The sequence below is a fragment of the Neobacillus vireti genome (genome assembly GCF_036962465.1).
Classification (GTDB): domain Bacteria; phylum Bacillota; class Bacilli; order Bacillales; family Cytobacillaceae; genus Neobacillus; species Neobacillus vireti_B.
On the sequence record NZ_JBALNF010000013.1, the window covers coordinates 303253 to 329858 of the forward strand.

31 protein-coding genes, 1 other RNA gene, 1 pseudogene and 1 riboswitch are annotated in these 26606 nt (G+C 39.4%); of the genes and pseudogenes, 24 read left to right on the forward strand and 9 right to left on the reverse strand.

What is annotated here, in order from left to right; all coding sequences use genetic code 11:
* Positions 1-107: 107 nt before the first annotated feature.
* Positions 108-1025 carry an MBL fold metallo-hydrolase gene (locus V7077_RS06315; protein ID WP_335499497.1) on the reverse strand — a complete coding sequence of 306 codons (918 nt, stop codon included), beginning with the start codon at positions 1023-1025 and terminating at the stop codon, positions 108-110.
* 258 nt (positions 1026-1283) lie between these two features.
* Here V7077_RS06315 and V7077_RS06320 point away from each other — a divergent pair, with 258 nt between their 5' ends.
* The 5 genes from V7077_RS06320 (at position 1284) to V7077_RS06340 (ending at position 5356) form a co-directional block, all read left to right on the forward strand.
* Positions 1284-1466, forward strand: coding sequence for a Fur-regulated basic protein FbpA (locus V7077_RS06320; RefSeq protein ID WP_335499499.1), 183 nt, complete (start codon positions 1284-1286; stop codon positions 1464-1466).
* 220 nt (positions 1467-1686) lie between these two features.
* Complete coding sequence (locus tag V7077_RS06325; RefSeq protein ID WP_335499502.1) at positions 1687-3117, forward strand: amino acid permease; 1431 nt, start codon at positions 1687-1689, stop codon at positions 3115-3117.
* Between the two features lie 175 nt (positions 3118-3292).
* Complete coding sequence (locus tag V7077_RS06330) at positions 3293-3760, forward strand: CoxG family protein (protein ID WP_335499505.1); 468 nt, start codon at positions 3293-3295, stop codon at positions 3758-3760.
* A gap of 116 nt (positions 3761-3876) precedes the next feature.
* On the forward strand, positions 3877-4326 hold the full coding sequence (locus V7077_RS06335) for a hypothetical protein (protein WP_335499508.1): 450 nt from the start codon (positions 3877-3879) through the stop codon (positions 4324-4326).
* 25 nt (positions 4327-4351) lie between these two features.
* Positions 4352-5356: a DUF3231 family protein gene (locus V7077_RS06340; RefSeq protein ID WP_335499511.1), complete on the forward strand. Its 1005-nt coding sequence runs from the start codon at positions 4352-4354 to the stop codon at positions 5354-5356.
* A gap of 64 nt (positions 5357-5420) precedes the next feature.
* Here V7077_RS06340 and V7077_RS06345 read toward each other — a convergent pair whose 3' ends face one another.
* Positions 5421-6263, reverse strand: coding sequence for a YhcN/YlaJ family sporulation lipoprotein (locus V7077_RS06345; protein WP_335499514.1), 843 nt, complete (start codon positions 6261-6263; stop codon positions 5421-5423).
* 194 nt (positions 6264-6457) lie between these two features.
* Here V7077_RS06345 and V7077_RS06350 point away from each other — a divergent pair, with 194 nt between their 5' ends.
* Entirely contained in the window at positions 6458-7498 is a 1041-nt protein-coding gene (locus V7077_RS06350) for a threonine aldolase family protein (RefSeq protein ID WP_335499517.1), read from the forward strand.
* Between the two features lie 56 nt (positions 7499-7554).
* Here V7077_RS06350 and V7077_RS06355 read toward each other — a convergent pair whose 3' ends face one another.
* Both V7077_RS06355 and V7077_RS06360 read right to left on the reverse strand, forming a co-directional pair.
* Positions 7555-7713 carry a hypothetical protein gene (locus tag V7077_RS06355; protein WP_335499520.1) on the reverse strand — a complete coding sequence of 53 codons (159 nt, stop codon included), beginning with the start codon at positions 7711-7713 and terminating at the stop codon, positions 7555-7557.
* 68 nt (positions 7714-7781) lie between these two features.
* Positions 7782-8003 (reverse strand): hypothetical protein, encoded by a 222-nt coding sequence (locus V7077_RS06360; protein ID WP_215047557.1) that lies wholly within the window; start codon positions 8001-8003, stop codon positions 7782-7784.
* 393 nt (positions 8004-8396) lie between these two features.
* On the opposite strand from V7077_RS06360, the gene V7077_RS06365 reads away from it, so the two are divergent.
* The 4 genes from V7077_RS06365 to V7077_RS06380 all read left to right on the forward strand — a co-directional run bounded on the left by V7077_RS06365 (position 8397) and on the right by V7077_RS06380 (position 11537).
* Positions 8397-8630, forward strand: coding sequence for a hypothetical protein (locus tag V7077_RS06365; protein ID WP_335499525.1), 234 nt, complete (start codon positions 8397-8399; stop codon positions 8628-8630).
* A gap of 244 nt (positions 8631-8874) precedes the next feature.
* The gene (locus V7077_RS06370) at positions 8875-9642 is read left to right on the forward strand and encodes a TSUP family transporter (RefSeq protein ID WP_335499527.1); all 768 of its coding nucleotides are present in this window, start codon (positions 8875-8877) and stop codon (positions 9640-9642) included.
* Positions 9643-9663: 21 nt separating this feature from the next.
* A complete protein-coding gene (locus V7077_RS06375) occupies positions 9664-10272 on the forward strand; it encodes an NUDIX hydrolase (RefSeq protein ID WP_335499530.1) in 609 nt (202 codons plus the stop codon).
* Between the two features lie 455 nt (positions 10273-10727).
* Positions 10728-11537 carry an LCP family protein gene (locus tag V7077_RS06380; protein ID WP_420489616.1) on the forward strand — a complete coding sequence of 270 codons (810 nt, stop codon included), beginning with the start codon at positions 10728-10730 and terminating at the stop codon, positions 11535-11537.
* A 70-nt stretch (positions 11538-11607) separates the two neighbouring features.
* Here the strand turns inward: V7077_RS06380 and V7077_RS06385 are convergent, their stop codons facing one another.
* Positions 11608-12426 (reverse strand): cobalamin-binding protein, encoded by an 819-nt coding sequence (locus V7077_RS06385; protein WP_335499537.1) that lies wholly within the window; start codon positions 12424-12426, stop codon positions 11608-11610.
* A gap of 193 nt (positions 12427-12619) precedes the next feature.
* On the opposite strand from V7077_RS06385, the gene V7077_RS06390 reads away from it, so the two are divergent.
* The 3 genes from V7077_RS06390 (at position 12620) to V7077_RS06400 (ending at position 15388) form a co-directional block, all read left to right on the forward strand.
* Entirely contained in the window at positions 12620-12892 is a 273-nt protein-coding gene (locus V7077_RS06390) for a hypothetical protein (RefSeq protein WP_335499540.1), read from the forward strand.
* A 218-nt stretch (positions 12893-13110) separates the two neighbouring features.
* Positions 13111-14688: a phytoene desaturase family protein gene (locus tag V7077_RS06395; protein ID WP_335499543.1), complete on the forward strand. Its 1578-nt coding sequence runs from the start codon at positions 13111-13113 to the stop codon at positions 14686-14688.
* 214 nt (positions 14689-14902) lie between these two features.
* Positions 14903-15388: a C40 family peptidase gene (locus V7077_RS06400; RefSeq protein ID WP_335499546.1), complete on the forward strand. Its 486-nt coding sequence runs from the start codon at positions 14903-14905 to the stop codon at positions 15386-15388.
* Positions 15389-15504: 116 nt separating this feature from the next.
* On the opposite strand, the gene V7077_RS06405 is transcribed toward V7077_RS06400, so the two are convergent.
* Entirely contained in the window at positions 15505-15657 is a 153-nt protein-coding gene (locus V7077_RS06405; protein ID WP_215047546.1) for a lmo0937 family membrane protein, read from the reverse strand.
* A gap of 101 nt (positions 15658-15758) precedes the next feature.
* Between V7077_RS06405 and V7077_RS06410 the strand changes: the two are divergent.
* Positions 15759-16041 (forward strand): annotated as a pseudogene (locus V7077_RS06410) (aldo/keto reductase); the annotation flags it as partial.
* 72 nt (positions 16042-16113) lie between these two features.
* On the opposite strand, the gene thiC reads toward V7077_RS06410, so the two are convergent.
* Positions 16114-17898, reverse strand: coding sequence for a phosphomethylpyrimidine synthase ThiC (gene thiC, locus V7077_RS06415; protein ID WP_335499551.1), 1785 nt, complete (start codon positions 17896-17898; stop codon positions 16114-16116).
* A gap of 130 nt (positions 17899-18028) precedes the next feature.
* A riboswitch (TPP riboswitch) is annotated at positions 18029-18143 on the reverse strand.
* A gap of 156 nt (positions 18144-18299) precedes the next feature.
* Between thiC and V7077_RS06420 the strand changes: the two genes are divergently transcribed.
* From V7077_RS06420 to V7077_RS06445, 5 genes are all read left to right on the forward strand, one after another.
* Positions 18300-18482, forward strand: a complete 183-nt coding sequence (locus tag V7077_RS06420) for a hypothetical protein (RefSeq protein WP_335499553.1) — start codon at positions 18300-18302, stop codon at positions 18480-18482.
* A 562-nt stretch (positions 18483-19044) separates the two neighbouring features.
* Complete coding sequence (locus V7077_RS06430) at positions 19045-19491, forward strand: MarR family winged helix-turn-helix transcriptional regulator (protein WP_335499556.1); 447 nt, start codon at positions 19045-19047, stop codon at positions 19489-19491.
* 253 nt (positions 19492-19744) lie between these two features.
* A complete protein-coding gene (locus V7077_RS06435; protein WP_335499557.1) occupies positions 19745-20776 on the forward strand; it encodes an NADH:flavin oxidoreductase/NADH oxidase in 1032 nt (343 codons plus the stop codon).
* A 28-nt stretch (positions 20777-20804) separates the two neighbouring features.
* Entirely contained in the window at positions 20805-21629 is an 825-nt protein-coding gene (locus V7077_RS06440) for an aldo/keto reductase (protein ID WP_335499560.1), read from the forward strand.
* A 200-nt stretch (positions 21630-21829) separates the two neighbouring features.
* The gene (locus V7077_RS06445; protein WP_275677591.1) at positions 21830-21958 is read left to right on the forward strand and encodes a hypothetical protein; all 129 of its coding nucleotides are present in this window, start codon (positions 21830-21832) and stop codon (positions 21956-21958) included.
* Positions 21959-22084: 126 nt separating this feature from the next.
* Here V7077_RS06445 and ffs read toward each other — a convergent pair.
* Positions 22085-22350: signal recognition particle sRNA large type (ffs, locus tag V7077_RS06450), an RNA gene on the reverse strand.
* Positions 22351-22497: 147 nt separating this feature from the next.
* On the opposite strand from ffs, the gene V7077_RS06455 reads away from it, so the two are divergent.
* The 4 genes from V7077_RS06455 to V7077_RS06470 all read left to right on the forward strand — a co-directional run bounded on the left by V7077_RS06455 (position 22498) and on the right by V7077_RS06470 (position 25733).
* Positions 22498-23037, forward strand: a complete 540-nt coding sequence (locus V7077_RS06455) for a hypothetical protein (protein ID WP_335499563.1) — start codon at positions 22498-22500, stop codon at positions 23035-23037.
* Positions 23038-23122: 85 nt separating this feature from the next.
* On the forward strand, positions 23123-23413 hold the full coding sequence (locus V7077_RS06460; protein ID WP_335499565.1) for a hypothetical protein: 291 nt from the start codon (positions 23123-23125) through the stop codon (positions 23411-23413).
* Between the two features lie 183 nt (positions 23414-23596).
* Complete coding sequence (locus V7077_RS06465; RefSeq protein WP_335499567.1) at positions 23597-23905, forward strand: hypothetical protein; 309 nt, start codon at positions 23597-23599, stop codon at positions 23903-23905.
* A 226-nt stretch (positions 23906-24131) separates the two neighbouring features.
* Positions 24132-25733 (forward strand): glucose PTS transporter subunit IIA, encoded by a 1602-nt coding sequence (locus tag V7077_RS06470; RefSeq protein WP_335499569.1) that lies wholly within the window; start codon positions 24132-24134, stop codon positions 25731-25733.
* A gap of 76 nt (positions 25734-25809) precedes the next feature.
* Here the strand turns inward: V7077_RS06470 and acpP are convergent, their stop codons facing one another.
* Entirely contained in the window at positions 25810-26037 is a 228-nt protein-coding gene (acpP, locus tag V7077_RS06475; RefSeq protein ID WP_335499571.1) for an acyl carrier protein, read from the reverse strand.
* A 368-nt stretch (positions 26038-26405) separates the two neighbouring features.
* Between acpP and V7077_RS06480 the strand changes: the two genes are divergently transcribed.
* Positions 26406-26576 carry a hypothetical protein gene (locus V7077_RS06480; protein WP_335499572.1) on the forward strand — a complete coding sequence of 57 codons (171 nt, stop codon included), beginning with the start codon at positions 26406-26408 and terminating at the stop codon, positions 26574-26576.
* Positions 26577-26606: the final 30 nt, after the last annotated feature.

A 26606-nucleotide genomic window follows, 5' to 3' on the forward strand; every position in this document is an offset into this window, starting at 1 on the left:
CTTCCGCTCCAATCAACAATAACCTTTACATAGCCTATTTTTAGATTATCTTTTACGTGAACTAATGTTGTCAACTTCTTACTGGCTGTCAGACAAACAGCTCTTCTTTAAAACGATCCAAACGTTTCACCTAGTAATAGGACCTTTAATTGTTCTTGGGGCAGCTGCTGTTTTTCCCATGCGCGGTATAAACGTGTTAATGCTTCCGGTCCTGTATCGTCCGCTAAGCGATAGGCGCCGTAATGCATGGGAACAAAGGTTTTCGCTCGCAACTCAAGGAAGGCCTTGACGCTATCCTCAGGATTAATGTGCGATACGGCCATAAACCATTCCGGTTCGTAGGCACCAATTGGCATAAACACCGTGTCAATTTCAAAACGATCAGCAATTTGTTTAAAGCCGCTAAAATAGCCGGTATCGCCAACGAAATAAAGGGTTTCTTCCTTATTTTGAAAAATCCATCCGCCCCAATGGGAGGTATTCATATCATTCAAGGACCTTCTTGTCCAGTGCTGAGCAGGGACGAAGTGAATGGAAATATCCTGATGTTCAGCACTTTCCCACCAGTTCAGTTCAGTTACTTTTTGATAACCTTTTTTTAAAAAGAGTGATTTTAAACCATCTGGGACATAATAATGAGGGTTGCCGTTTAATTTCTTTAACGTTGGAAAATCTAAATGATCATAGTGGCCATGCGAAATCACCACTACATCAATTTCTGGCATATCCTCTAATGCAATGCCAGGTGCTGTTAATCTCTTCTGAAAGCCCATCCGCCTGGCCCAAACGGGGTCAGTTAAAATATTGATTCCATTTAGCTGGATTAAAAAGGTAGAATGACCGATCCAGGTATAGGTAGTTTTGCTCCTGTTTTCGTTGATTTCTGTTATCTTTTTTACAGGTGACTGTTCAATATGATTTGTTAAATCTTTTACCTTGGTTTTTCTTTCTTTTTGCCACTTTCGCATGTCTTTAAATGTTTTTTTATTTTCAACACCATCTAGGTTTCGGTATCTCATCATCATTCTTCACCTTGATCTCTCGAGAGTTTGGACTTAAAACGAGTATAGCAATTATTCGTTCAACCATCAAAAATTAACATTGTAACAATCACGTTATATATAGCGAAAAACATTATGTCCATGTTGAAAAAATGTTGCGTTCATTAAAATAAGGTTAAAGTTTCTGCACAGGTGCCGATTCGACAATATTCTAAAATAGGACTATTTATAATTAAGGGCAGAAGGTCAAAAATAACAGTCTATGAATGGAGGTTTTCTCAGGTGAGCGGATTACTTCAGGAAGCTGTCCACGATAAAAGACAAATTTTGATTGATCATTTAATCCAATCAGGGGTGTATAAGATTAAAAATAAGCATTTGTACGAAATGACGCTGAGTGAATTAGAGAAAGAATACGTGAACATTGGCATGGAAAATGAGCTCAGCCAGCATACTTATATGTAACATTCAGCTAATTCAAACATAAGCAAGAAAAGGGAGCCGCTAAGGGGAGAAACCTGAGCGGTTTCTTTTCGTTGGCTTTAATCGAATAAAAGTGTGGTTTGTCATTCTACGTTTCACCACAAAGGTCCAAATCGTTACTTTCCAGAATCAAATGGTGAACCGCAGCAAATAATATCCTTATCTGTTGTTTACAAAAATTTAGAGTATGGGAGAACGATTAATGGAGACAAAAAGCAAAGGACTGTCCGCGTGGCAGTTAACAATGATGGCCTTAGGAAGCGTCATTGGAGGGTCCTTCTTTTTAGGATCATCCGTTGCCATTCATGCAGCTGGGCCGTCTATTTTATTGTCCTATATTTTAGCAGGCGTCCTTGTTTATTTAATCTTATATGCTTTGTCCGAAATGACGGTTGCCAATCCTACTGTCGGATCGTTTAGTAATTTCGCGGCGCGAGAACTTGGTTCGGGATTCGGCTTTGTTGTAGGCTGGTTGTACTGGACAGGTACTATTTTATCGATGTCAAGTGAAGCTACAGCCATAACCATTCTGCTTCGCGCATGGTTTCCCCATTTATCGATTGCTATTTTTGGAAGCATCCTCATTATTGGGGTGACACTAGTCAATTTATTAGGTGCAGACAAGTTCGGGAAAATTGTCAGCGGACTGTCTGGAGTAAAAATCTTTGCCATAGTGTTTTTTATCCTTACAGCAATTGTGTTAATCGCAGGCCTGCTTCCGGGTACAAGAGCGGTCGGTGTGGGGGAGTTAGCAAGAGAGTCAATAATGCCAGGCGGGATTAAAGGTATTGCCGGTAGTATGCTGCTGGTGGTTTTTGCTTATGCTGGTTTTGAAATCATTGGTTTAGCTGCTTCAGAAGCCAGGGATCCCCGCAAAACTATTCCGAAGGCAATTCGGTATACCGTGTTTTCTTTAGTTGGTTTGTACATCCTTTATGCAGCTGTGCTTCTTCCTCTGATTCCGACTGCGGCTCTAAATGAAACCGTTAGTCCGATGGTGGCATCACTAGATCGATGGGGAATTGGCTGGGCAGGTTCGGCCCTCAATTTGGTTTTGATTTCGGCGAGTTTGTCTGCAATGCTGGCTGCAATCTTTGGGCTTGGCAGAATGATTCGTTCATTAGTTGATGAGGGACATGCACCGCAATTGCTTAAAGATACTAGAGATGTACCTTATCGAGGCATACTTTTTTCAGGCCTCGCGATGCTCTTAGGACTAGGATTTGGTTTGTTGTTTCCCAGAGTATATTTAGTCTTGATTAGCACCAGTGGTTTTACATTAATTTTTACGTACGCCGTCATTATGGCCAGCCATATCCGGTTTCGCAAAAGGGTGGGATGTCCGCCTGATGGGGACTGTCAAGTTAAGGGCTTTCCTTATACCTCCTATATTGCTTTGATTAGCTTAATCATTGTTCTTTTGAGTATGCCGTTAATTCCAGGACAAGGGATAGGACTTGTGTCGGGGATTATCATGGTGGTCTTGTTTGCCGTTATTTATTTTGTGATGAGATATCGATCTAGTACCGAGAATAAACAGGAAACCAGGAAACGAATTCAACCCAAACCAAGCTTATTAACAGAATTCTCGGAGGAAATGACCCCAAATCAAGAAGAAGATAAAGAAAAATAAGTTCTGCCGAAAAAGGGCTGACTCGGGTAAGTCGTTACATACGACGATTCGAGTCAGCTTTTTTTGCGACCTGTTACAATCCTGCCGATTTCTTTTAACAAAATTGCCCATCCATGAATAAGAATAATAAGTAAGTTTGGTTTGCAAGAATCTGCTGGTTATTGGAGGAGAAACGGTGGAAATTGAATACCAGTATCGTTTCGGATTACCTAGATCGCTGGTTTGGAAGTATATTAAAAATGAAAAGGTTCTAAAGAATTCACTATCGGGATGCAGGTCATTTTCGGAGATCTCACCTGGCGTTTACAGGGGTGAAATGGAAATCAATATGGGACCCATCCAAGATCTTTTGAAATTAGACATTCACCTTGCAGAAGAAAAATCGCCAGCGTTATTACGGCTTAAGATCAACGGGAATGGCAGTCTGGGACAAATGAATGGTACTGCTCTGCTTAAATTCAAAGAAAACCAAAGTGTAACCTACTTAACCTGTAAAGCAACAGGTGAGGTATCGGGGGCACTAGGATTAGCAGGGAAGAGGCTTTTAGATTCTGGCGCTACCAAGGGAGTAGAAAACTTTTTCCTGCAGCTGGAAAAAGAAATCAAGCGAAAACTGTATGAAGTGAAAAAAAGAAACAGATGACGGAGCGGTTGGAAAATCGCTCTTTTTGTTTTTCTGGAAATAATGTACAACCATTCATATTTATACCCCTGCTTGGAAAACATAACCTTAGAAGAATTAATTGGAGGCACTTATTAGTGAAACAATCCAAATTATTTTTACTTATCATGTTTATTCTACCTTGGTTTTCCATTCCGTTATTAGGAAAGAAAACAGTCAAGAGATTTTGGCCGGCATGCCTTTTTATTGCTTTAGTTGTAAGAATGGAAAGTGTGATTGCGAAGAAGAGACGTTGGTGGTATTTTTATGAAAAATTAAGTCCGGCCACAATGGGAGAATTCCCGTTTATATGGGGCCCTTTTTTAATTGGTTCCATGTGGATCTTAAAATTCACCTATGGGAAGTTTTGGATTTATACCATAACCAATCTTGTCATTGATACAGCTTTTACCTATCCATTCGTAAGTTTCTTAGAAAAAATTAGAATCGGATCCTTGATTCAATTGAAGAAATATCAGCTTTCAATCCTCTTTTTTATTAAGTCAATGCTGCTTTACGGCTTTCAGTTTTTAAAAGAAAAAAGATAGTTCATAGTGTGAGGAGGGTTCCAAAATGGAAGGTCAATCAGAAATCCGTCTGACGGCCGCAGAAATGTCGACTTTATGGTCTCAATACATAAATGATACCTCTGCTATTTGTGTGAATAGCCACTTTTTAGAAAAAGCTACTGATCCAGAGGTACGAACCATTATTGAATTCACTTTAACAGAAGCGAAAATTCATGTTGAATTTCTCCAGGATTTTTTTAAAAAAGAAGCCTTTCCCATACCATTCGGCTTTACGGACAAGGATGTATTGCCGGAAGCTCCAAAACTGTTTTCCGATACGTTCGTGCTGATGTATTTAAGACAAATGTCCATTCTTGCCATGGCCGCAAGCAGTGCTGCCTTGGGAATAGTTACACGAGAAGATGTAGTATCCTTTCATAAACGTGTTTTACAAGCGGCGGTTAAATTACAAGACCTAACGCGCCATTTAATGTTAAAACAAGGGACTTATATTAGACCACCGTTTATTTCAACACCTGATAAAGTAGATTTTGTTGAGAAACAGCAATTTATAAACGGAATTCTTGGTAAAAAAAGAGCGTTGACCTCGATTGAGATTACTCATTTGTTTTTGAACGTGCAAACCAATGCGATTGGAAAAGCATTAATTACCGGGTTTGGCCAAATCGCCAAGAGTGAGGAGGTCAAGCAGTTCCTGAAAAGGGGCAAACAAATTGCTCAGAAACACATGAGTATCTTTAGCGATTTCCTAATGAAAGAAGATCTACCCGCTCCGATGAGCTGGGATGCAGCTGTCATGGATTCTACCTCATCGATATTTTCAGATAAGTTAATAATGTTTATGACATCAGCGATGATTGCTGCTGGAGTTGGAAACTATGGAATGGCAATGTCTACAAGTCCCAGGAAAGATCTCGCCTTTCGGTATGCCTCTTTGATTCCGGAAATTGCCTTGTATGCGGAAGACGGTGCCAATATTTTAATTAAAAATGGCTGGATGGAGGAACCTCCGCAAGCAGATGACAAGGATCAATTAATGAATCAGTAAAATTTGTCAACAAAAGAAGCATTGCCATTTCCCATTGAGGAAAAGCAATGCTTCCTTTTACCGCTTAACGGAAGATGTTTTTAACAGTATTGTTAAAGTCGTTCCAGAGGTTATTGTTTCGGTTACGGCCTTTTGTGTTCAAATCAGTTGAATAGTTGGTCATTTGACGGAAGAAGTCACGATCATATGAGATATAGACACGGTGGATGCTCTTATCTGCTGTACGCACTTGATCTGCAATTCGTTGATCAAGAGGTGAAGACACACTACGGTAGTTCGTACCAGTAGTGCCATCATTTGTTCCAGCAGTACCGTCATTTGTTCCGGTAAAAGTATTATTGTTGTTGTTCATGGTGCCTGTAACGCGGTTGTTATTATCGGTGCCGCGAATTCCAATTGTGCCACGTGTGTTCGAAGCCCCACCAGCACCCGGGTTTAAGCCAGTACCTGTATTGTCGAGCGCGTTCACACCGGTTGTACTAGGATAGTTTCCGTTCAGACCAGTTCCAGCACCTCGTGCTGTCAGGTGGTTGTCACGCCCGTTTGTTCCAGTAGTACCTAAATTATTATTGGTACCAGTGGTTCCTCTAGTGCCGGTTCCCGTTTGGAATCGATTATTTTTTAAGCGGACGGCAACATAAGCGTCATTGTTTCGGATGATAACATGTGCTAAATCCACTTCTTGCAGTTTCTCAACAGCTCGACCTGCACGGTTTGAGTAGCGTAAGTTGTGAGTATCCACATTTTCAACACGCAGGCGGTTATTGTTATCGTCCCTTACGTTGCGAACATCAAGTCTATTGGTGTTCATGTCATTTCTTAGGTTGTTTTTAGTTGCATTATCAGCACAGCCAGTTAAACCAACGAGGGTAGAAGCTAATACGAAAGTGACTAAACCTTTTTTCAAGAACTTCACTCCCTAAAAATAATGTGGTACATATATATCGTCACCTATATGAAGGGAACTATTCGAGGGCAGACAGAGGAAAATATTGATATGACCATTCTCACTTAGGGGAGCAGGGATTCACTTGAATTGTCGGATTATGGTAGGATAAAGGGTGTAATGAAAATGGTAAATTAAAAACGGGGGAACTGAAAATGTACAGCTTTAAGAATGACTACAGTGAGGGAGCACATCCACAAATCCTAAAGGCCATAATGGAAACCAATTTAGTTCAAGAAGAGGGATATGGGGAAGACCACTATTCTTTACAGGCAATCGAGCTGATTAAGAAAAAACTGGGACGGTCTGACGTAGATATACATTTATTAACAGGCGGGACGCAAACTAATCTGACAGCTATTTCGGCATTTTTAAGACCACATGAGGCGGCGATTTCTGTTAGTAGTGGTCATATTCTCGGACACGAGACGGGGGCGATTGAGGCAACAGGGCATAAGGTTCTTTCTGTTGAGAGTATGGATGGGAAACTAACACCAGCAGGTGTGCAAGCGGTGCTAGAAGGTCATCCTGATGAACATATGGTGAAACCAAAGCTTGTATACATATCCAATTCGACGGAAATCGGCTCTATTTATAAAAAAGAAGAGCTGCAGGCGTTAAGTGATTTTTGTCGTGAAAAGAATCTTATTTTATATATGGACGGGGCAAGACTTGGGTCTGCGCTTTGTTCAAAGGAAAATGATCTTCTTATAAGTGATTTGCCTAACCTTGTTGATGCTTTTTATATCGGCGGAACGAAGAATGGGGCGTTGTTGGGCGAGGCTTTGGTGATTTGCCGTGAGTCGCTTAAAGAAGATTTTCGTTATCATATTAAGCAAAAAGGGGCGCTCTTGGCGAAGGGAAGATTAGTCGGAATCCAATTTCTTGAATTGTTCCGGGATCAATTATTTTTTGATCTGGCGGATCATGCCAATCGGATGGCTGGGATCCTGAATGAGGCACTCAAACAAGCGGGTGTAAAGTTTTTGACAAATTCTCCGTCGAATCAAATTTTTCCGATTTTACCTAATGCAGTAATTGCTGAGTTGGAGAAGAAGTATTCGTTTCATGTTTGGGAAAAAGTCGATAAGGATCATTCGGCGATTCGATTAGTGACTTCGTGGGCAACGAAAGAGGAAGAGGTTGTTGGCTTTATTGAGGAACTAAAAAAATTAGCTAGCATTTTATCCGTGTAAACGATTATTTGTCAATAGAAAAAAACCATCTATTTTATAAAAATGGATGGTTTTTATTATGGCTGTTTATCTTTTTTTGAGTACTTCTCCAGTTTGTTCATTAATTCAGTTAATTTTTGCTCGAGACTATCCAGTTTTTCCTTCTCTTTCTGGATAATTTTTTCGAGGCGATCTTCCAGCGAATCATCATTCAAAGGAGTTTTGTCATGACTCATAAGGAATCAGTCCTTTTTAAAGGGTATTTTTTTATAAAAAGAGGGGCTGGACTGAAACCCGTATAATTTTACCGTTTTTTCTTCTTGGACAGGTCAGCAACGGCATTTTTGCCTTTTGTGACTTTTTCTAAGACCACTTGGACATGAAACTTATTTTCTTCCACATTGGTAACGCTTGAAATTGTTCCTTTTTTGCCTTTTATTTTTAATTCTTCCCCGACGGAAGGGACCCGTTGAAGGAGCTGGCTTAACAAGAGGTTTTTGTTTTCAAAAAAATGAACGGCAAACATATGGTCTCACCTATTTTCATATAGAATGGGTTAGAAATAAATCCTCATCTAAATATATGATTATTGTAAAATTAGAGACCATGTTCCTTAAAAATTAGCAAAAAAGTATTTTTTGTATTAGGGTATGCCTCCAGGCGGTGTATGATAGGCATCCGACAATTTAATTATTTAGAAATAACAATAGGGAAATAATCCAAACCAACCAATAAAATTCCCCATATATTATTCTATGCCTCATTATGAACTGGACAGGTATTGTACAGCATGGACAAGCTAAGCTACAAGAGTTCAACTATATGAGTGCCGGCTTTTTAATGGAGGTAGTGTTTCGAAATTTAGCACTCCTTCATTGGATAGTACTAGTACAAAAACATAGTGGAAGAAGGGATTAGAATGAGTGATCCAAACAAAGAATGGATGGACCAGCTCCAGAAATTAAACCAGCAGCAATTTAAGAATATGCTTGATGCGCAGGCAAAAAAACGTCGGAAAAATAAATTTAGAGAAAATCTAAAGAAAAGCCAAAATGAAGCTTTTCAATCATTAAAAGATAAATATGCAACACCTGCCAATCAGCCAACATCATCTTTATCTGACATGCTAAAAAACCTGTTTAACCAGAAATAAGGAAATTGACAAAAACTCAACTGAATTTACAAAGGACAAGCTGTTCAGGTGAAAAAAGTTGTTCCATAATAGGAGCAACTTTTTTGGCAGAAAGAGTCTTTTAGTTATAAAGTAATCATCCCTTCCTCCATTTGTATAAACAAGCGCATCAGTACAAGTAAAGCACGGAAACTTAACAAGGACTATTTACAATCATGAAAATCTTAGCTACTATTTCTATAGTTATATAAGAAAGTGTGATTAGATGCCATTTGATTTAGATCCATCCTTATTAGTTATTTTAATTGTATTTGGCTTTTTAGCCGCATTTATCGATTCAGTTGTCGGCGGCGGCGGACTGATTGCTTTACCAGCTTTACTATTTACAGGATTGTCCCCCGCGGCAGCAGTGGCCACCAATAAATTAGCGGGAACCATCGGCTCATTAACGAGTACGATTATGTTCTACCGCTCAGGAAAGCTTGATATTAAGTCCGTATATAAGCTATTTCCATTAACGTTTATTGGCTCGATGATTGGTGCGTGGACAGTTCATTTGATGAATCCTGAAATTTTGAAGCCTTTGATGCTGATTATGCTGGCGGCCGTGGCGATCTATACCATTTTCAAAAAGGACTGGGGAAGTGTCACCACCAATAAGAAATTATCCATTCGCCATTTAACTATTTTTCTGATCCTTATTTTTGCGATTGGATTCTATGATGGGTTTATTGGCCCAGGAACTGGTTCATTTTTAATATTTGCTTTTTTAATGGTTGGTTTTGACTTTTTAAAAGCAGCAGGAAATGCCAAGTTTTTAAATTTTGGCAGTAATGTTGCCGCACTGTTGATGTTCATGTATTTAGGGCATATCAATTATGCTTATGGTATATGGATGGGGATTGCCCAATTCGCTGGGGCCATCTGCGGCTCGCAATTTGCGATCAGACGGGGAAGTGGTTATGTCCGGGCTTTGTTCATCGTCGTGACCTTTTTATTGCTGGCGAAAAATACATATGATTATCTTCATTAACAAGAAGCAGGAGGGACCAGGATGGAGACGGAACAATTAAAAATATTCGACCAAGCGCGAAATGAAATAGGTGTGGCTAGCCGCGAAGAGGTACATAAAAAGGGATATTGGCACGAAGTGTTCCATTGTTGGTTTGTTAGCAATAATGACCTCCTGCTACAGCTTCGCAGTGAAGAAAAAAAAGAGAATCCGTCCTTGTTCGATATCACTGCTGCGGGTCACCTATTAGCCAATGAAACGGCAGCAGATGGTGTCCGTGAAGTGAAAGAGGAACTAGGTGTCGATGTTATCTTTGAAGAGCTGCAGCCACTTGGAATCATTGAGTATTGCTCGATTCAGGGAACTTATGTCGATAATGAAATAGCAAACGTATTTTTATATAAATGCCATGTGGAGATCGAAGACTTTCATCTTCAAAAAGAAGAAGTGGCAGGGATAGTAAAAGTCGATTTTAACGACTTCCGTCAGCTCTGGGCTGGGTCCAAAGATGTGATTCGAGTGACTGGGTATGAAATAAAGGCAGATGGAAGTAAGCACTTGATTGATCAGCTCGTTGGACGAGCACAATTTGTTCCTCATCCAACTGGATACTATCAAACCATTATTGAAAAAATAGGTGAGAATAAATAAAATAAATACGAACAATGGGGAGTGTTCAAAAGGAAACACTCTCATTTTCTTGAAATTAAATAAAATTCCATATTGGATTCACCAATCATTATGGTTTAGGGATGTATAATGGAGGTATATAGTTAACGGATTGAGAATGGAATCTTTTAATGGCAGGAATATAGGCTAATCTGGCTAGGACAAATGAAAAATTGACAAATTAGCCACAAATCAGTATATTTTAAAGCTAGGAAATATAAGTTGTCCTTTTATGAAAATAAATCATCACTAGTTTGATAGTTTCCTAAAAATGAAATTTTTTCAGAATAATATACTATAATAATGATAGAAGGTGTACCATGGAGAGAATGCGTCGTAGAAGAAAAGTTAAATGGAAAAGAGTTTTTATGTTTTTATTCCTTTTAATGATCATTGGGGTGGGTGCGTATAGTGCTTATGAGTATACTCAAGGAGTTATGCTCGGTAAGGATGGCAACAATAATTCAAAAAAAGCGTATGCCTTTAATGGCGAAGAAGTGAAGTTTGGAAAAATAAATGTCCTCCTGTTAGGAAGTGACTCCCGGGGAGAAGAGCATTCCAGAACGGATTCCATCATGATTGCTCATTACGATCAAAACACTCATAAAGCTAAGTTAATTTCAATCATGAGAGATACGTATGTCGATATCCCTGGTCATGGAAAGCAAAAGCTTAATGCTGCGTATGCATTTGGCGGGCCAGAATTACTAAGAAAAACGATTAAAGATAATTTTAATATTGATGTAAACTATTATGCAGTAGTTGATTTTAAAGGATTTTCGAAGATTGTAGATATCGTAGCACCTGATGGAATTAAGGTAGATGTACCACATGAAATGTCCTCAGGGATTGGCATGGTCATAGAGTCAGGAGAGCAAGTTTTACATGGTGATAAGTTATTGGGATATGTCCGCTTTAGACATGATAACCTCAGTGACTTTGGTCGTGTGCAACGACAGCAGGAAGTCATTGGCAAACTGAAGGATGAAGCCTTAAGTGTTGGGACCTTGGTAAAACTTCCTAAAATAATGGGTGTTGTTGGTTCATATGTGGATACCAATTTAGATAAATCAACGATGTTTTCTTTGGGTAAAGATGTACTAACCAAACAATCCGGTGACATAAAAACCATACGTATTCCAGTGGATGGTTCTTTTAGAAATGAAACATTTGATGGTATTGGAGCAGTTCTCCGCGTCAACTTGGATGAAAACCAGTCGGCTATAAATAAATTTTTAGCATCGTAAATGGAACAGATTTTAAAAAAACACTTACCACGAGTAAGTGTTTTTTTGTGATCCAGCTATTCCGATTCGGTCAAGAATTCATTAACAAGTCGTGATGTTCGTTTAACTGTGGATAAATGTCAGGATGAAGGAAATGTCCAATTCTGGCCAACCCGTTTAATAGGCGGGGGGATGGCCTGCAAAAAAGAGGTTCATCGAGAATATAGAGTTGTCTGTTTTTAATAGCGTTCATTTGCCACCAACCTGGACGTTTGAGGATGACCTTTGGGTTTACTTGCTTTTTCTGAACACCTACCCATACAATGCAGATAACTTCTGGATTTCTGCTTTTTACATCATCCCAATCTGTTTGGACACTTGCTTCAGAATGATCTTCAAAAATATTTAACCCACCGGCAAGCCTGCTCATTTCGGTCAACCAGTTCCCAGCACCTGGAGTGAATATGGGCTTTGCCCACCATTCCCAATAAAGTGTTTTTGGTGTTTTTACTTGCAGGCTTAAAGAGTCGTAGGTTTGAAGAATACGCGTAAATCTTTCATAAAGGTGGTGAGCTTTATCATCGGTATTGGTTGCTCTTCCGACAAACAAAAGACAGTCTGCTACCTCTTGCAAGGTTTGTGGATTCGGAACGATGACATATGGGATCTGACGTTTTTCCATTTCTGAAATATTGCGTTCCATCCCTGGAACGGAAAGGGAGGCTAAAACCAAATCAGGCTGTAACTTTTCTAATTTATCCATATCTATGGACAAATCTGGTCCCAGCCTTGGTAAACCATTGATTGCTTCGGGCCAGTCAGAAAAATTATCTATCCCGATTAAGGATGATGTTAACCCTAAATAAGCTACTAATTCGGTATTGCTCGGACAAATCGAAATCAATTTCATATGCGATCCCCTATCTATAAAATCTTAGTAACTATTATAATAAAACCTTTTTCGCTTTGGATATAATCAAGATTAATTTTCCATTAATCCTGTCTGGAAAAAGAGTCACAAATTTTCCCTTGCAATCGACCCTATAATGTGATTTTATTATGTAGTAAAAAACGTATATAATATGAAGGAGCCAGTAAAAAAAATGAAGTTTCCTAAAAATATTCTACTAGATTCTGTTGCCGAACGAAAAAACCATCAAAGTTATGGACTAGAATTTGTCCAAGAGCTTGGACATGATGATGCAGGGTATTCTGAGATGGTCGTGATTATTTTTAAATACCAAGATAAATATTATAGTGTTGATATACAACATGTGAATGGGGAGAACAACTACGACCACTGGGAAGAGGAAGTTGAATGTCCAGAGGTAGTTAGGAAAGAAGCTATTCAATATTACTGGGAAGAAGTTAAATAAATATACAAGATCAATTACTAAAGCTTATAGGGTCTGACTAGAAGAGGGGAACGTCTTTAAGGATGGTTCCTCTCTTCTTCTTTTTTAGGTGCCATTTCAAGAACTACATAGAACGAAATATCTAATAAGTTTAAACTAGAATTAGTACTTAATATCCAAATACAAGAATATCTTTTTACGTATAACTTGGCTATAAGCTATATGGAGGAGAGATATTGGTGGGAAAATATGATGTGATAATCGTTGGAAGCGGCCATAATGCGTTAATAGCAGCGGCCTATTTAACCCGCGCAGGCCGCAGTGTGCTAGTGTTAGAGAAGAATGATCGTCCAGGCGGTTTTCTGCGTACTGAAGAATTGACATTACCCGGCTTCAAGCACGATGTTTTTGCAGCAGCACATCCGCTTTTTACCACGGGTCCTGCGTATGCTGAACTTAGAGAGGACCTAGAAAAGAGGGGACTAACCTATTTAAATACGGATTTGCCTACTGGGGTATCGATGGAGGACGGACAGACAGCGGTCCTGCCGACTTCATTTGCAGCACTCATGGAAGAAGCAGAAAGGCTTGCACCTGGTGATGGTACGGCTTTAGCGGCCATGTTTGAACAGATAAATCCTTATGTGAATGATATATTCGGCTTATTTAACATGGATCTATCAAGCTCTGAGGCTTCTGCTGTTATTAAGAGCTTGTTACATGAAGAGGGTGGAGCAGGTTATTCACCTTTTGCGGCATCTCTTGTCACAACAGCTCGTCATACCGTTAATTCCCTTAAATCACCGGTAACAAGGGCAATGCTCGCATCGTGGGTCACACATCTGGGGCGAACGCCAGATGAAGTCGGGAGTGGTATTTGGGTGCCATTGACGACGATGGCACTGATGGGCGGCGGAATGCCAACTCCGGAGGGCGGCAGTGAAAAACTGGTTCATGCTTTGGTCCAACTAATAAAGGATCAGGGTGGTGAGATTGTAACGGAATCTCTGGTTGAGCGAATTCTAGTGGAAAATGGGAGAGCAGTGGGTGTTCGGACAGCTAAGGGTAGAAAATTCTTTGCTAGACAGGCTGTGGTAGCCACGACTACACCTGATCAACTTTATCTCTCTCTCTTAAAGGATACAGAAATTTTACCGCCACTTCGTGCCCAAGCAGAAAAGTTCCGGTATGGCCGGGGCTGTGTGCAGATTCATTTAGCTCTTAGCGAACCGCCACAATGGCCAGACGAACGATTTCATCGTGTTGGTCAGCCGCATTTAACGGACGGTTTGGACGGATTTACACTGGCGATTGCTCAAGGGATGGCGGATTTGCTGCCTGCTAAACCAACATTCACGGTTGACTGCTCGACAAATCTTGACCCAACTCGTGCCCCGGAAGGCAAAGCAATCATGCGGCTTCAAGTATTGGAAGTGCCAATCCGTCCACGCGGGGATGCGGCAAATCAAATTGACACGGGGAACGGAACCTGGAACCATGATTTAACAGAGCGGTTTACTGAACGGGTACTAGATGTAGTGAGCAGACATATTCCGAACATACCTAGTGCGATTATTGGTAAATATGTTGTTACACCTGATACAATCGCAAGGTTTAACCCAAATGCAGGACCTGGGGACCCATATGGCGGGGCACATGATTTGGCGCAGAGCTATCTGTTTAGACCCCTTCCAGGGCAGCCTGGTCATCAGACCGCCATTCCAAATGTCTTTATGCTCGGTGCCGCAACCTGGCCAGGACATGGAGTGAATGGCGGCTCGGGCTATATAGTCGCACAGAAGCTGCTGGCTCAGTAATCCTTTCTGGAATGGATAAGGGATCAAGAGACTCTATTTCCGATTATGGAAATAGGGTTTTTCATTTTTCAACATTTCTTTTGCAGAAAAAAGTGTCAAAGTATGTAAAATACTTTGTCGAGTGAAACTTTTTAAAGTATTGAAACTAAAACATTCCTCTTAAGGTCTAAATAAATGTTGATCAACAAATTGACATTAATTGGGGGCTATCAAAATGATTCAAAGTTTACGGTTACCAAAATGGGTATTAACAGGATTCACATCTATGGCATTAGTAGTGGCGTTATTGTTCACTCCTTTTTTACACAAGGCGGAAGCATCAACCTCCTGGGGGCAGGAAGTAACCGCTGTGGCTAAACGATATGTGGGGACACCCTTTAAATGGGCTGGTGCTACTCCAACAGGATTTGATGCTTCTGGGTATACACAATATATTTTTTATAAGTCTGCTGCAAAACTAAAGCTTCCACATTCTTCGAAGGATCAATACAAACTTGGAAAGTCCGTAGTAAAGGGCAACCTAAAAGAAGGGGACTTAGTCTTTTTTAACACTAATGGAAAAGATATTTCTTTTGTCGGGATTTATCTAGGAAATAATAAATTTATCGCGGCCACCTCAAAGGGTGTCTCGATTCAATCGTTAACGTTAAAGTATTGGAAAGACCGATATGTTGGTGCGAAAAGAGTATTAACAGAATAGCTGCAACAGAAAAGAGCTGCACTTGTGGCAGCTCTTTTGTAAGAATCACGGGGACGGTTCTCATGCTTCTGAAAGAAGCACAAGAACCGTCCCCCGTGATTTCAACATTTTGTTCTTTAGGCTCGATTCTTCGTTCTGCCTGTAATAAATTTAAAGATTATGACCACGGCCGCTACTACTAATAGAAGGTGTATAAGACCTCCGGCTATGTGGAATACAAGCCCAAGTACCCAGAATAATAGTAATAACCCAACAATTGTCCAAATCATTAATATCCCTTCTTTCTAAAGAAATGGTTTGATATGTATCATACCCATTTTTCAAAAAAGTAAATCACCCGTTAGTCGAGCTATCTTTTTACTTCAATTAATCTTGGAGTCCATTAGCGCGGGCAAATGAAGTATTACAAAATGACACTCTTCAACAAATTGCCGAACATCATCATAAATCGATTTCACAGATTATTTTACGATGGCACTATCAACTCGGGGGGCATTTCCATTCCTAAATCTGCATCACCGCAACGGCAGCTTGAAAATATTTCTATTTTTGATTTTTCCTTAAATGATACAGAAATGAACTTAATTTCAGGATTAACTCACCCAGATGGAAGAATCAACAATCAAGACACAGCTACATACGAAGAATTCTAGAAGCAAAGGGACGGTTCTCATGCTTCTAAGGAAGCACAAGAACCGTCCCCTTGCTCACCCTTGCTCATGTATTCAGTTATAGATGTTTCCACCAGATTTTCTAAACTCTTCGGCTTTTTCCTTCATTCCTTTTTCTATTTCTTGGTTCTGATCAAGTTGGTTTTCTTTTGCAGCGTTCCGAATATCATGCGAGATTCTCATGCTGCAAAATTTGGGTCCGCACATGGAGCAGAAATGAGCTGTTTTTGCTCCTTCAGCAGGCAGTGTTTCATCATGATACTCTAATGCACGTTCAGGATCCAATGATAAATTAAATTGATCTCTCCAACGGAATTCAAACCGAGCTTTAGATAAAGCATCATCTCTAATTTGTGCACCGGGATGCCCTTTAGCTAAATCTGCCGCATGTGCAGCAATCTTGTACGTAATAACTCCTTCGCGAACATCGTCTCTATTTGGTAGGCCAAGGTGTTCTTTTGGAGTCACATAACATAGCATAGCGGTACCAAACCAGCCAATCATCGCAGCTCCAATCGCAGAGGTTATATGATCATATCCGGGAGCAATATCCGTTGTAAGAGGTCCCAGTGTATAGAAGGGCGCTTCCTTACAAATTTCTAGTTGTTTATCCATGTTCTCTTTAATGAGGTGCATCGGTACATGTCCTGGACCTTCTACCATTACCTGTACGTCATGTTCCCAAGCAATCTGCGTTAATTCTCCTAGTGTTTCTAATTCCGCAAATTGTGCTTCGTCATTTGCATCGGCAATAGAACCTGGACGTAAACCGTCTCCTAATGAGAAGGCCACATCATATGATTTCATAATTTCACAGATCTCTTCAAAGTGAGTATATAAAAAGTTTTCTTCATGATGGTGTAAACACCATTGGGCCATAATCGATCCGCCACGTGAGACAATTCCGGTTAACCGTTTCGCTGTTAACGGAACATATCGTAAGAGGACACCGGCATGGATGGTAAAGTAATCGACACCTTGTTCAGCCTGCTCAATTAAAGTATCACGGAAAACTTCCCAAGTTAGATCTTCGGCAATTCCGTTCACTTTTTCAAGTGCTTGATAAATCGGAACCGTACCAACAGGAACGGCTGAGTTTCGAATAATCCATTCACGAGTTGTGTGGATGTTTTTCCCTGTAGAAAGATCCATGATTGTGTCGGCGCCCCAGCGAGTGGCCCACGTCATTTTTTCCACTTCTTCTTCAATTGATGAGGAAACCGCCGAATTCCCAATGTTGGCATTTATCTTTACATGAAAATGGCGTCCGATGATCATCGGTTCTGTCTCTGGATGGTTGATATTAGAAGGGATAATCGCCCGGCCTCTAGCTACTTCATCACGAACAAAATCAGGCTTCATATTTTCCCTGATGGCGATGAATTCCATTTCAGGTGTAATAATTCCTTTTTTTGCATAATGGAGCTGTGTCACATTTTTCCCTTTTTTCGCTCTTAATGGTTTACGCTTTAACCCAGGAAATACTTTATGATTAGCCCTCGGGTCATGTAGATCCTGATATCCATTATCTTCTGGTTTGATTTCACGGCCATTATATTCTTCAACGTCAGATCGTTCTTGGATCCAAGTACTTCGAAGAGCAGGAAGGCCCTTTGTGATGTCTACGGAATAATTTGAATCCGTATATGGGCCGCTTGTATCATACACCCGTACTGGGGGATTCGCTTCCTCTCCAAAGGTACTTGTTGTCGGACTTAGTTCAATTTCTCGCATAGGAACTTTAATATCAGTTCTTGAACCTTCTACATAAACTTTTTTACTGCCTGAAAAGCTTGACATGATGGAAATGTTTTTTTCATTTAATGAGGTTGTTACCATTGATAATCTCTCCCTTTATTAAAATTGAAAAGGACGAGTTCTAGAACATGAATGGGGAATATAAGCACATAAAAAAGCCGGGTCCATAAAAGGACGGACCCGGCTATATGTGCAGAAGTTAATCTTAATAAAGATGATTGGTCAACTTCCCCACGCTGGTATGATCCAGATCAGGTCCAAAGGGTCAAGAAACTTAAGCGTGTTTCTCTCTCAGCCCAAACTATTGGACTCCCCTAGTTATGTTTATTTAACTTTTTTTAGTATACAAGAGAAGTTGCTAGAATCAAATCAAAATTTATAAAATTTAGTAATTTGAGCCTATTTTACTAGAGTTAACAGTTAGTGTATACATTTCAAAATTAAATAGAAAATAAGAAGCGAATTTAACAATGGAGGAATGGATGATGAACGAAAGTATTCCAAATCTGAACGATCCAGAAAATAAAATAAAGATATTTAAAAACATTCATCAATCAGCATTAAACTACGTCCAGCCGGCGATTGAAAATACAGCGCCATTGTCACAAGATGCAACCCAAAACTTAGTAAACCAAATTATGAAGAATCATGAACGGCATGAGTGAAATGCCAATCGGTTAAGTCCATTTTCAGGCTTTTCAGCCATCTCCATTCCTGCCGGTTTCAGCGATAATGGCCTCCCAATCGGGATGGAAATGCTAGGAAAAGCATTTGATGAGCCAACATTAATCAAATTGGCCTATTCATACCAAGAAGCAACTCATAATCGAAAAAACCTATATTAAAATAGTGGGTACTTCCAGAAAAAATGGTCCTTATGGTGGTTCATAAGGACCGTTTTTATGATACATTCAAATCAAAGCGTATTCCTCAATAAAAACAGGTGTAACTGAACACTAACTTGCGATGATGCTTTCTTTTTAGAAGAGTACAAAAGATAATAATCTGATTGATAGGTAATAACAATATTGCACGTAAAGAATGTCCAACAGAGCTCGATACTCTTTTATCCAGCGGTAATGTTTCATTTTTAAAAAATGATGAATCCAACAGGTATAATTGACTAGCAATTTGATTACTTGGTAGTATAAAGGGGAATGACAGATTATATCAATAATATCTACAAGGCATAATTGCCTTTTGGAAAACCCAGAATAGGTGGTACAGATGGAATCCATTCACGCAAAACAATTAATAACCAATTGGTTATCATTCTCCAATTTACAAATGAATATTACAAATGAGTTAGAAAGCAGTCTTCAACAGAAGCATCAATTATCACTGAACGAGTTTTACGTTCTCTTATTTTTGAATGAAGCACCTGAAAAGAAGTTAAAACTACAGCAGTTACAGACCTTGGTCGGTTTAAGTCAAAGCGCCATGTCTCGGTTAGTAAGCCGATTTGAAGCAAGGGACTGTGGTGTATTAAAAAGAAACGTTTGTGTAGATGACCGCAGAGCGATTTACACTTCCTTAACACCTGAAGGAGAAGAAAAGCTTACTAAGGCAATGGTCACGTTTCATGAAACTCTCGAAAAGACCTTTTCTAAAGATATGGTAATAGAAGAATTACAACAACTAATAAATCAATTAAAAGGTAATGGGACGAAGTAGAATCCGGATTGTTAAAAAAGCCGGGTTGCTTGGTCCCATTTTTTGTGGAAAACATCTTTCTTGACGTGTGGATTTGGCGTATGTTAATTTATATGCATGCACATACATTTTAATAATGTGACTTAAAACTTAGTATTTTTGACGTGAAAAGGTTGTTTAATCTTGCGAAAAAAGTAGACGCTAACCTTGTCGTCTTACTTTTTAAATCAAAACCTTTTCCATCGAAATGCTAATCGATTGAAGGAGTGTTCACATGGATCATTTATTTACACCTTACCAGTTAAACGGACTGCAATTGAAAAATCGCGTCGTCATGCCGCCGATGTGTCAATACTCGGTTACCAATAAAGATGGACTAGCGACAGATTGGCATTATGTACATTACGTTAGCCGCGCGATTGGCGGAGCCGGCTTAATTATTATTGAAATGACGGATGTGGAACCAGACGGCCGTATTACTGATTATGATTTAGGTTTATGGTCAGACGATCATATTGCTCCTTTAAAACGGATTGTAGACGCCTGCCATCAATATGGAGCGAAAGTCGGAATTCAGATAGCACATGCGGGAAGAAAAGCGGAAGACGCTGAAGTACCTGTGGCTCCTTCTGCGATTGCATTTGACGAAAAATCGAAAACTCCAAGAGCCTTATCTACAGAAGAAATAACCAAAATGGTAGAAAAATTCCGATTAGCAGTACAGCGGGCGGTCAAAGCCGGCTTTGATGTAATCGAACTTCATGGTGCACACGGATACCTGATTCATCAATTTACTTCAGCTTACACTAATAAACGAACAGATGAGTACGGACAGGATTTAACCAAATTTGGCAAAGAAGTCATCAAGGCGGTAAAAAGTGAAATGCCTGAAAATATGCCATTAATCATGCGCATTTCTGGTAGAGAATACGTAGAAGGCGGTTATGGAATCGAGGAAGCGATAGAATTTTCCAGAGTTTATCAGCAGGCAGGAGTAGATATGTTCCATGTTAGTGCTGGAGGAGAAGGACCAATTGCTGCGGCCGGAAGACCTGGAACACACGTTGCGTACCAAGTCCCATTAGCTAGAGCCATTAAGGAAGCACTTAATGTCCCTGTAATCGCTGTAGGAAGACTAGATGAACCGGGATTGGCAAACGCTGTGATTGGCAACGAAGACGCGGACCTTGTGGCAGTTGGAAGAGGAATGTTAAGAAATCCTTATTGGACCTTAGAAGCGGCATCAGCTCTCCGGAAAGACACAGAAGTCCCAAGACAGTATACTCCAGGATTCCCAACTCGCTAGAACGATAACATGAAAGGGAGTCAAGAACATGAATTTTGTTACATTAAACAACGGTTTGAAAATGCCGCAGCTTGGTTATGGTGTGTGGCAGGTTGAAGACGATCAAGCAGCAACGGCAGTTAAAACGGCAATTGAAGTAGGCTACCGCTCTATCGATACGGCGATGATCTATCAAAATGAAAAAGGCGTCGGAAAAGCAATTAAAGAAACATCTGTTTCCCGTGAAGAATTATTTATTACGACAAAAGTCTGGAATAGTGATCAAGGATACGAAAATACACTTCGAGCGTTTGATGAAAGCCTGGAAAGATTAGGACTAGACTATGTCGATCTATACTTGATTCATTGGCCTACTCCGCAATTTGATCAGTATGTGGATACCTATAAAGCATTAGAGAAGCTTTATCATGATGGCCGAGTAAAAGCGATCGGTGTGTGTAATTTTGAAGTTGAACACTTAGAGCGCCTTTTAAAAGAATGTGAAGTTGTACCGGTGCTAAACCAGGTGGAATGCCATCCGTACCTTGCCCAAAATGAATTAAAAGAGTTTTGTGCAAAGCATAATATTTATGTAGAAGCTTGGAGCCCGCTGGATCAGGGTGGAGAAGTGCTCCAAGATGAAGTGGTTCAACGAATTGCTAAATCCCATGATAAGTCACCAGCTCAAACGGTTTTACGCTGGCATTTACAAAACAAAACGATTGTCATTCCAAAGTCGGTTACACCATCAAGAATTGAAGAAAACTTCCAAGTTTTTGATTTCGAACTAACTGCTGAAGAAATGAATGAAATCAATCAGATCAATCGCAATCGACGTAAAGGACCAAATCCGAACGAGATGAATGTTCGATAGGGAGAATGGGCCAGCTAACAAATATTTAAATAAAAGACGTAAGAAAAATGACGTGTGCTTCAGTCCACGTCATTTTCTAATGTCATCAAAGATAATCGAATAGCTTAGCCGTTTGAAAGCAAAACTAAAGTATGGGTGCCTGTAAAGAAAATATTAAAGCATCCTTGTTGAAATAAAACAAACAATTATGAGGTGTCAAAATGGCTAAAAACAAAAAAAGCAGATTTTCTAAAAATAAAAAAGGTGCACCTGTAGCGGATGTAGAATTTGACCGAGAAAATGGACTTGAAAAATTAGCGATAAAATCCCAACAAAATCATAACCAGTAAAAATAGGGTTCATAAACCGGGCCTATTTTAACTGAGCCGATATTCGATCTGGAGATCCAAAATCTTTACCCTTAGCTAAGCAAAAAAACTCATCCAGTTTGGATGAGTTTTCAATTATATATGTAACCGTGCACCTTCTGTCGATTAATCACCGTAAGCGTTGCGAAAAAAAGATAACTCAGCCCAGGCAACCCCTCGGCACATGAGAGCGTCCACTTAATGCTGCTTCCTTCCGGACCTGACATAGTTCATGGATTCCCATTGCGAAGGACCAAGACGTCAACATTTCTTTTTTTGGACTGACCTTACAGCGAATTAACCTAAAAAAGGAATTCAACCCCGCTGGAGCGGATTGCGAGTACAGGGCACCGCTACCTCCCCGTCTAGCACGATACATTAATTATACATTCGCTTTGAAAAAATAACATTATACTTTCTCTGTAAAAATGACCTGTTTTTTCCAAGTAAATTACATTTGTTTGATTATCTCCTTAAATGATTCAATAAAATCTGGGTAATCTAAAAAAGAGGGTTTGCTTATGATTGTTTATCATGGTTCCTTAAGAAAATTCGACCACTTTACACATATAACAACAATCCCACAATTACCAAACGATATTGATACAATTGGATTTTGGTTTGTGTCGGATATAAAGGCAGCGAAACCTTTTGCATTTGGAACCGAGACTGTTATCGAAAAATCAAAAACTGAGTTTTGGGACGATGGGGAGCCCAAAGTCGTGCAATATGATAAACCCATACAGGGCTTTATCTACAGAGTGTTTATTGATGAACCAAATTTAAAGGAATATGAATCCTTTGAATCGTTTATGAGGGATCGGGACCTTTATTGTGATTATTTTGCAGCAAATAAGAAGAACCTTACTTGGCAAGATTCAGCAACGCTATTAAATAAAGAAGAGGCCAATGATAAATTTCGGAAACATCTTTTAAAACAAGGATATGATGGCTTTATCGTCCGAAACACAAAACTTCAAAGTGATTCAGCAGACCTGTTTTGCCTGTTTTCAAAAGAGTCTCTTCTCATTGCCGATGTATTATCTGTGGATGAAGTATAGAAAAAATAAGTTCCATTCACTTGTCCAACAAAAATTTTAATTGTGAGAACATAACAAAGATAATGGAAGAAGGAAGATGATCGTTATGTCATTTACATACAATTTATACAGCTCTCAAGATTTTGGATTCACAAAATCTTTTCATATCAAATGCGCCATTCCCCCACATCAGTTCCGTTCCATCATGATGGAATTCCGTCAAAATGGTGTAGAAAACATAGAAACTTTTGTTCAGTACATGAGTGATCATTTTCCTGATGCGTTCCAAACTTTTGAATATGACGATGTGATTCAATATGATGCGGATCAAGAAAACTCTGCTATCCTGGCCAACCTCTTAACCAATGGACAGGATGACTTTCATCATCGGTTCTAATTTTATTTTTGAATTTTTCGTATTGCAAACAAATCAAATCATATTGGAATGAGACACCTTAATAAGGGGAAAGTTACTCTTTTACTTATCCTTCCGATCGAAAAGAAAGAAACATCCCTCTAACAGACTTTTAGCAGATTATGTTAAAATAAATAGAAAAAGAAAAGGTAGGTAGAGGGAAATATGAAATTGATAGTATCCAAGAAAGATATTGAGTGTTTTCTAGAGAACTTCTTAGACCTCGCTGAATTTGATCAACAGGGGAACAAACATTATTTTATATTCCAAGATCATACCCGAAACGGAGATTGGACATTAATGTTTTATCCGGACGGAGAGAAATGGACGATTCATGGTAAAGGGTTGGATTATTGTGATGACTGTGAAAAGGAATTAACGAGGACAGAGTTAATTCAATTTTTGTATAAGAGCAGAAAGTATGTAAATAATGAGTTGAGAAACAAAAAGGCGGTAGAACCATCTTACCAATAATTCCTATATTTTATTAAAGGAGATACTACTTCGGTATCTCCTTTTTTATGTTTAAGGTTTAATGAAGGAAAAGGCGATATTTTATAAACTTTTATAAATGTGATTGGAGAATGGTTGTGTTCTTTATGGTTAAAAATAATCGAAAGGGTTAGGAAAGCTTAATGGATTCAGGGAGCATTATTAGCTGTGAACCCAACCGCAAAACTACGAGCAAGGAGAACACAACATGAACGCAATCAATACAAGTGACGGGACTGTAGAAAAGAAAGAAACCGTAATGAATAAAATTTTAGGAACAGTCAGTGGGAGTTTTGCGCCTATTTTAGGGGTGCTTGCTGGATCCGGACTAATTACGGCCTTATTATCGATTTTAATCACATTAGGATGGTTATCTCATGAAAGTGGTACCTATGCGATATTTTCTGCAGCTGGGCATGCTATTTTTTACTTCTTTCCTGTTTTTTTAGGGATTACATTAGCGACAAAGCTTGGAGCCAATGGCTATGTCGGCGGTGCGATTGGTGCTGCACTATTAGAGCCGCATTATATGGATTTGGTGGCAGCAAAAGCCCAAAATGTGGAGTTCTTAGGAGTCCCAGTGATATTGACAAATTATTCTTCGACCGTTTTTCCGATTTTGATTGCCGTATCTATTTATTCCTTATTAAATCAGCTCCTAAAACGAATAATCTATAAAGACTTACAAATGTTTGTTAATCCACTTGTTTCATTAATAGTGATTGTTCCTTTGACAGTCCTTATTTTTGGTCCATTTGGTACATATGTTGGGGAGGTATTGGCAGTCCTCATTCAATTTTTAAGTGCAAGAAGCGGCATGTTAACTGGTGCAGTGATGGGCGCTGCATGGTCATTTTTAACGATATTAGGCCTTCACTGGGCGGTTATTCCAATATTTCTGGCCAATCTTGCATCGAAAGGGTTAGATCCACTTAGCCCGATGGTTGCTGCAGCCCCTTTTGCTCAAATGGGGATGGCACTTGGGATATTCTTCAAGACACGAGATAAAGACTTGAAAACGCTCGCTGGATCAGGGCTTGTGCCAGGTGCCTTAGCAGGGACAACAGAAATCATTACATACGGCCTCTTAATACGCTACAAGCGAACCATGTTAATTGTTGCCATAGCTGGGGCAATTGGCGGAGCGATTAACGGGGCATTTGGGGTAAAAGGGACTGGATTTGCCCTCCCAAGCTTCTTGTCCATTCCAGTTTTTACACCGGTCGGATTATATTTGATTGGTACGTTAGGAGCTTTAGTGATAGCTTTAGTCTTGACACTTTTCTTAGGGTATGAAGGGAAGAACGACACCGTTGCTGCTAAAACGGTTAAAGAATTTGGAATCTCCAATGTACAAAGGGAAACCATTGTAAGTCCATTAAGCGGAGAAATTGTTCCATTAAGCAAAATTTCTGATCCTCTTTTTTCTACGGAGACGGTAGGAAAAGGGATCGCGATCGATCCAACAAAGGGTGAAGTGCTAGCACCTGTTGATGGAGTCGTTACGACTTTATTTCCAACCGATCATGCCATTGGGATTACCTCAGAAGGTGGAGCAGAAATCCTAATTATTGTGGGAGTGAATACCATTAACTTAAAGGGTGAATTTTTCACTTCACATGTAAAACAATGGGATGAAGTAAAGCGTGGTGACTTGCTGATTGAATTTGAGATAGAAAATATTAAGGCTGCAGGCTATGATGTAAAAACACCTGTTGTCATTACTAATACCAATCAATATTTAGATGTGATGCCAGCCCGTGACGGAAAAGTCACAGCAAATGATGAATTAATCAAGCTTTTTGTATAAGTTATGCGATAAGAGAATAAAGGCTGTACCTTACAGCTATATACAAAAAGAGCATCCATTCGATGCTCTTTTTGTATTATCGGTTTTGAATATAGTTTACGACATCTCCGACTGTTTGAAGCTTTGCAGCGATTTTGTCACTAATCTCAATCGCAAATTCATCTTCAATTTCCATGGTCAGGTTCACCATATCAAGTGAGTCAGCTTCGAAATCATCTTTGAAAGATGCTTCTGGTCTGATATTCTCCATTTTGACACCCAGTTGGTCTGCAATAATTGGCTTTAACTTTTCAAATGTAGTCATGGCGGAATCCTCCTAAATAGATCATAAGCACAATTATAACAGTCAAATTAGGAAGGTGAAACATAAAATAATTGACAATAAATAGGATGAAGGAAAAAGGGAAAATCAATGGTAGTAGTAGTAGAGGGAATATTTAAAATGAAGATTGGGAAAAGTTTCTATCTATATGAAGGAGTGCATGAAAGTCATAAGGGAGACCGTCTTTTGAAAGTTTTTTTATTGATCAAAGAGTGAAATTAGATGATTGATTCACTAGTATTCGGGTATATACTTTACAAAATGAACTACCTTTAAGCTTAGTCTCTGAAGTCATGGGTAGAACGGAGTAGAAGGCACAATGAAATTTATAATGAAAGGGAGGAAGTTGAATGGAAATTCTAGATTTCGGTGTTTGGTTTCAGTATTTCTTGTTAATTATTAGCGGATGCTTAGGTATGATGCTTATATTATTGGTATACTCTAATAAATACACTCGTGAAAAAATTCATCAAATGGAGCAAAATGATGAAAGCGTAGATACTTTTACGGAATTTCACTAACATGTTGTTAAAAAAGAAAAATCTTGAGGA

Coding starts and splice junctions, on each gene's coding strand:
- V7077_RS06315 (WP_335499497.1), bottom strand. CDS start 1,025: ATGATGATGAGATACCGAAACCTAGATGGTGTTGAAAATAAAAAAACA.
- V7077_RS06325 (WP_335499502.1), top strand. CDS start 1,687: ATGGAGACAAAAAGCAAAGGACTGTCCGCGTGGCAGTTAACAATGATG.
- V7077_RS06340 (WP_335499511.1), top strand. CDS start 4,352: ATGGAAGGTCAATCAGAAATCCGTCTGACGGCCGCAGAAATGTCGACT.
- V7077_RS06350 (WP_335499517.1), top strand. CDS start 6,458: ATGTACAGCTTTAAGAATGACTACAGTGAGGGAGCACATCCACAAATC.
- V7077_RS06355 (WP_335499520.1), bottom strand. CDS start 7,713: ATGAGTCATGACAAAACTCCTTTGAATGATGATTCGCTGGAAGATCGC.
- V7077_RS06360 (WP_215047557.1), bottom strand. CDS start 8,003: ATGTTTGCCGTTCATTTTTTTGAAAACAAAAACCTCTTGTTAAGCCAG.
- V7077_RS06365 (WP_335499525.1), top strand. CDS start 8,397: ATGAGTGATCCAAACAAAGAATGGATGGACCAGCTCCAGAAATTAAAC.
- V7077_RS06370 (WP_335499527.1), top strand. CDS start 8,875: ATGCCATTTGATTTAGATCCATCCTTATTAGTTATTTTAATTGTATTT.
- V7077_RS06375 (WP_335499530.1), top strand. CDS start 9,664: ATGGAGACGGAACAATTAAAAATATTCGACCAAGCGCGAAATGAAATA.
- V7077_RS06380 (WP_420489616.1), top strand. CDS start 10,728: ATGCTCGGTAAGGATGGCAACAATAATTCAAAAAAAGCGTATGCCTTT.
- V7077_RS06385 (WP_335499537.1), bottom strand. CDS start 12,426: ATGAAATTGATTTCGATTTGTCCGAGCAATACCGAATTAGTAGCTTAT.
- V7077_RS06390 (WP_335499540.1), top strand. CDS start 12,620: ATGAAGTTTCCTAAAAATATTCTACTAGATTCTGTTGCCGAACGAAAA.
- V7077_RS06400 (WP_335499546.1), top strand. CDS start 14,903: ATGATTCAAAGTTTACGGTTACCAAAATGGGTATTAACAGGATTCACA.
- V7077_RS06405 (WP_215047546.1), bottom strand. CDS start 15,657: ATGATTTGGACAATTGTTGGGTTATTACTATTATTCTGGGTACTTGGG.
- thiC (WP_335499551.1), bottom strand. CDS start 17,898: ATGGTAACAACCTCATTAAATGAAAAAAACATTTCCATCATGTCAAGC.
- V7077_RS06420 (WP_335499553.1), top strand. CDS start 18,300: ATGATGAACGAAAGTATTCCAAATCTGAACGATCCAGAAAATAAAATA.
- V7077_RS06430 (WP_335499556.1), top strand. CDS start 19,045: ATGGAATCCATTCACGCAAAACAATTAATAACCAATTGGTTATCATTC.
- V7077_RS06435 (WP_335499557.1), top strand. CDS start 19,745: ATGGATCATTTATTTACACCTTACCAGTTAAACGGACTGCAATTGAAA.
- V7077_RS06440 (WP_335499560.1), top strand. CDS start 20,805: ATGAATTTTGTTACATTAAACAACGGTTTGAAAATGCCGCAGCTTGGT.
- V7077_RS06445 (WP_275677591.1), top strand. CDS start 21,830: ATGGCTAAAAACAAAAAAAGCAGATTTTCTAAAAATAAAAAAGGTGCA.
- V7077_RS06455 (WP_335499563.1), top strand. CDS start 22,498: ATGATTGTTTATCATGGTTCCTTAAGAAAATTCGACCACTTTACACAT.
- V7077_RS06460 (WP_335499565.1), top strand. CDS start 23,123: ATGTCATTTACATACAATTTATACAGCTCTCAAGATTTTGGATTCACA.
- V7077_RS06465 (WP_335499567.1), top strand. CDS start 23,597: ATGAAATTGATAGTATCCAAGAAAGATATTGAGTGTTTTCTAGAGAAC.
- V7077_RS06470 (WP_335499569.1), top strand. CDS start 24,132: ATGAACGCAATCAATACAAGTGACGGGACTGTAGAAAAGAAAGAAACC.
- acpP (WP_335499571.1), bottom strand. CDS start 26,037: ATGACTACATTTGAAAAGTTAAAGCCAATTATTGCAGACCAACTGGGT.
- V7077_RS06480 (WP_335499572.1), top strand. CDS start 26,406: ATGGAAATTCTAGATTTCGGTGTTTGGTTTCAGTATTTCTTGTTAATT.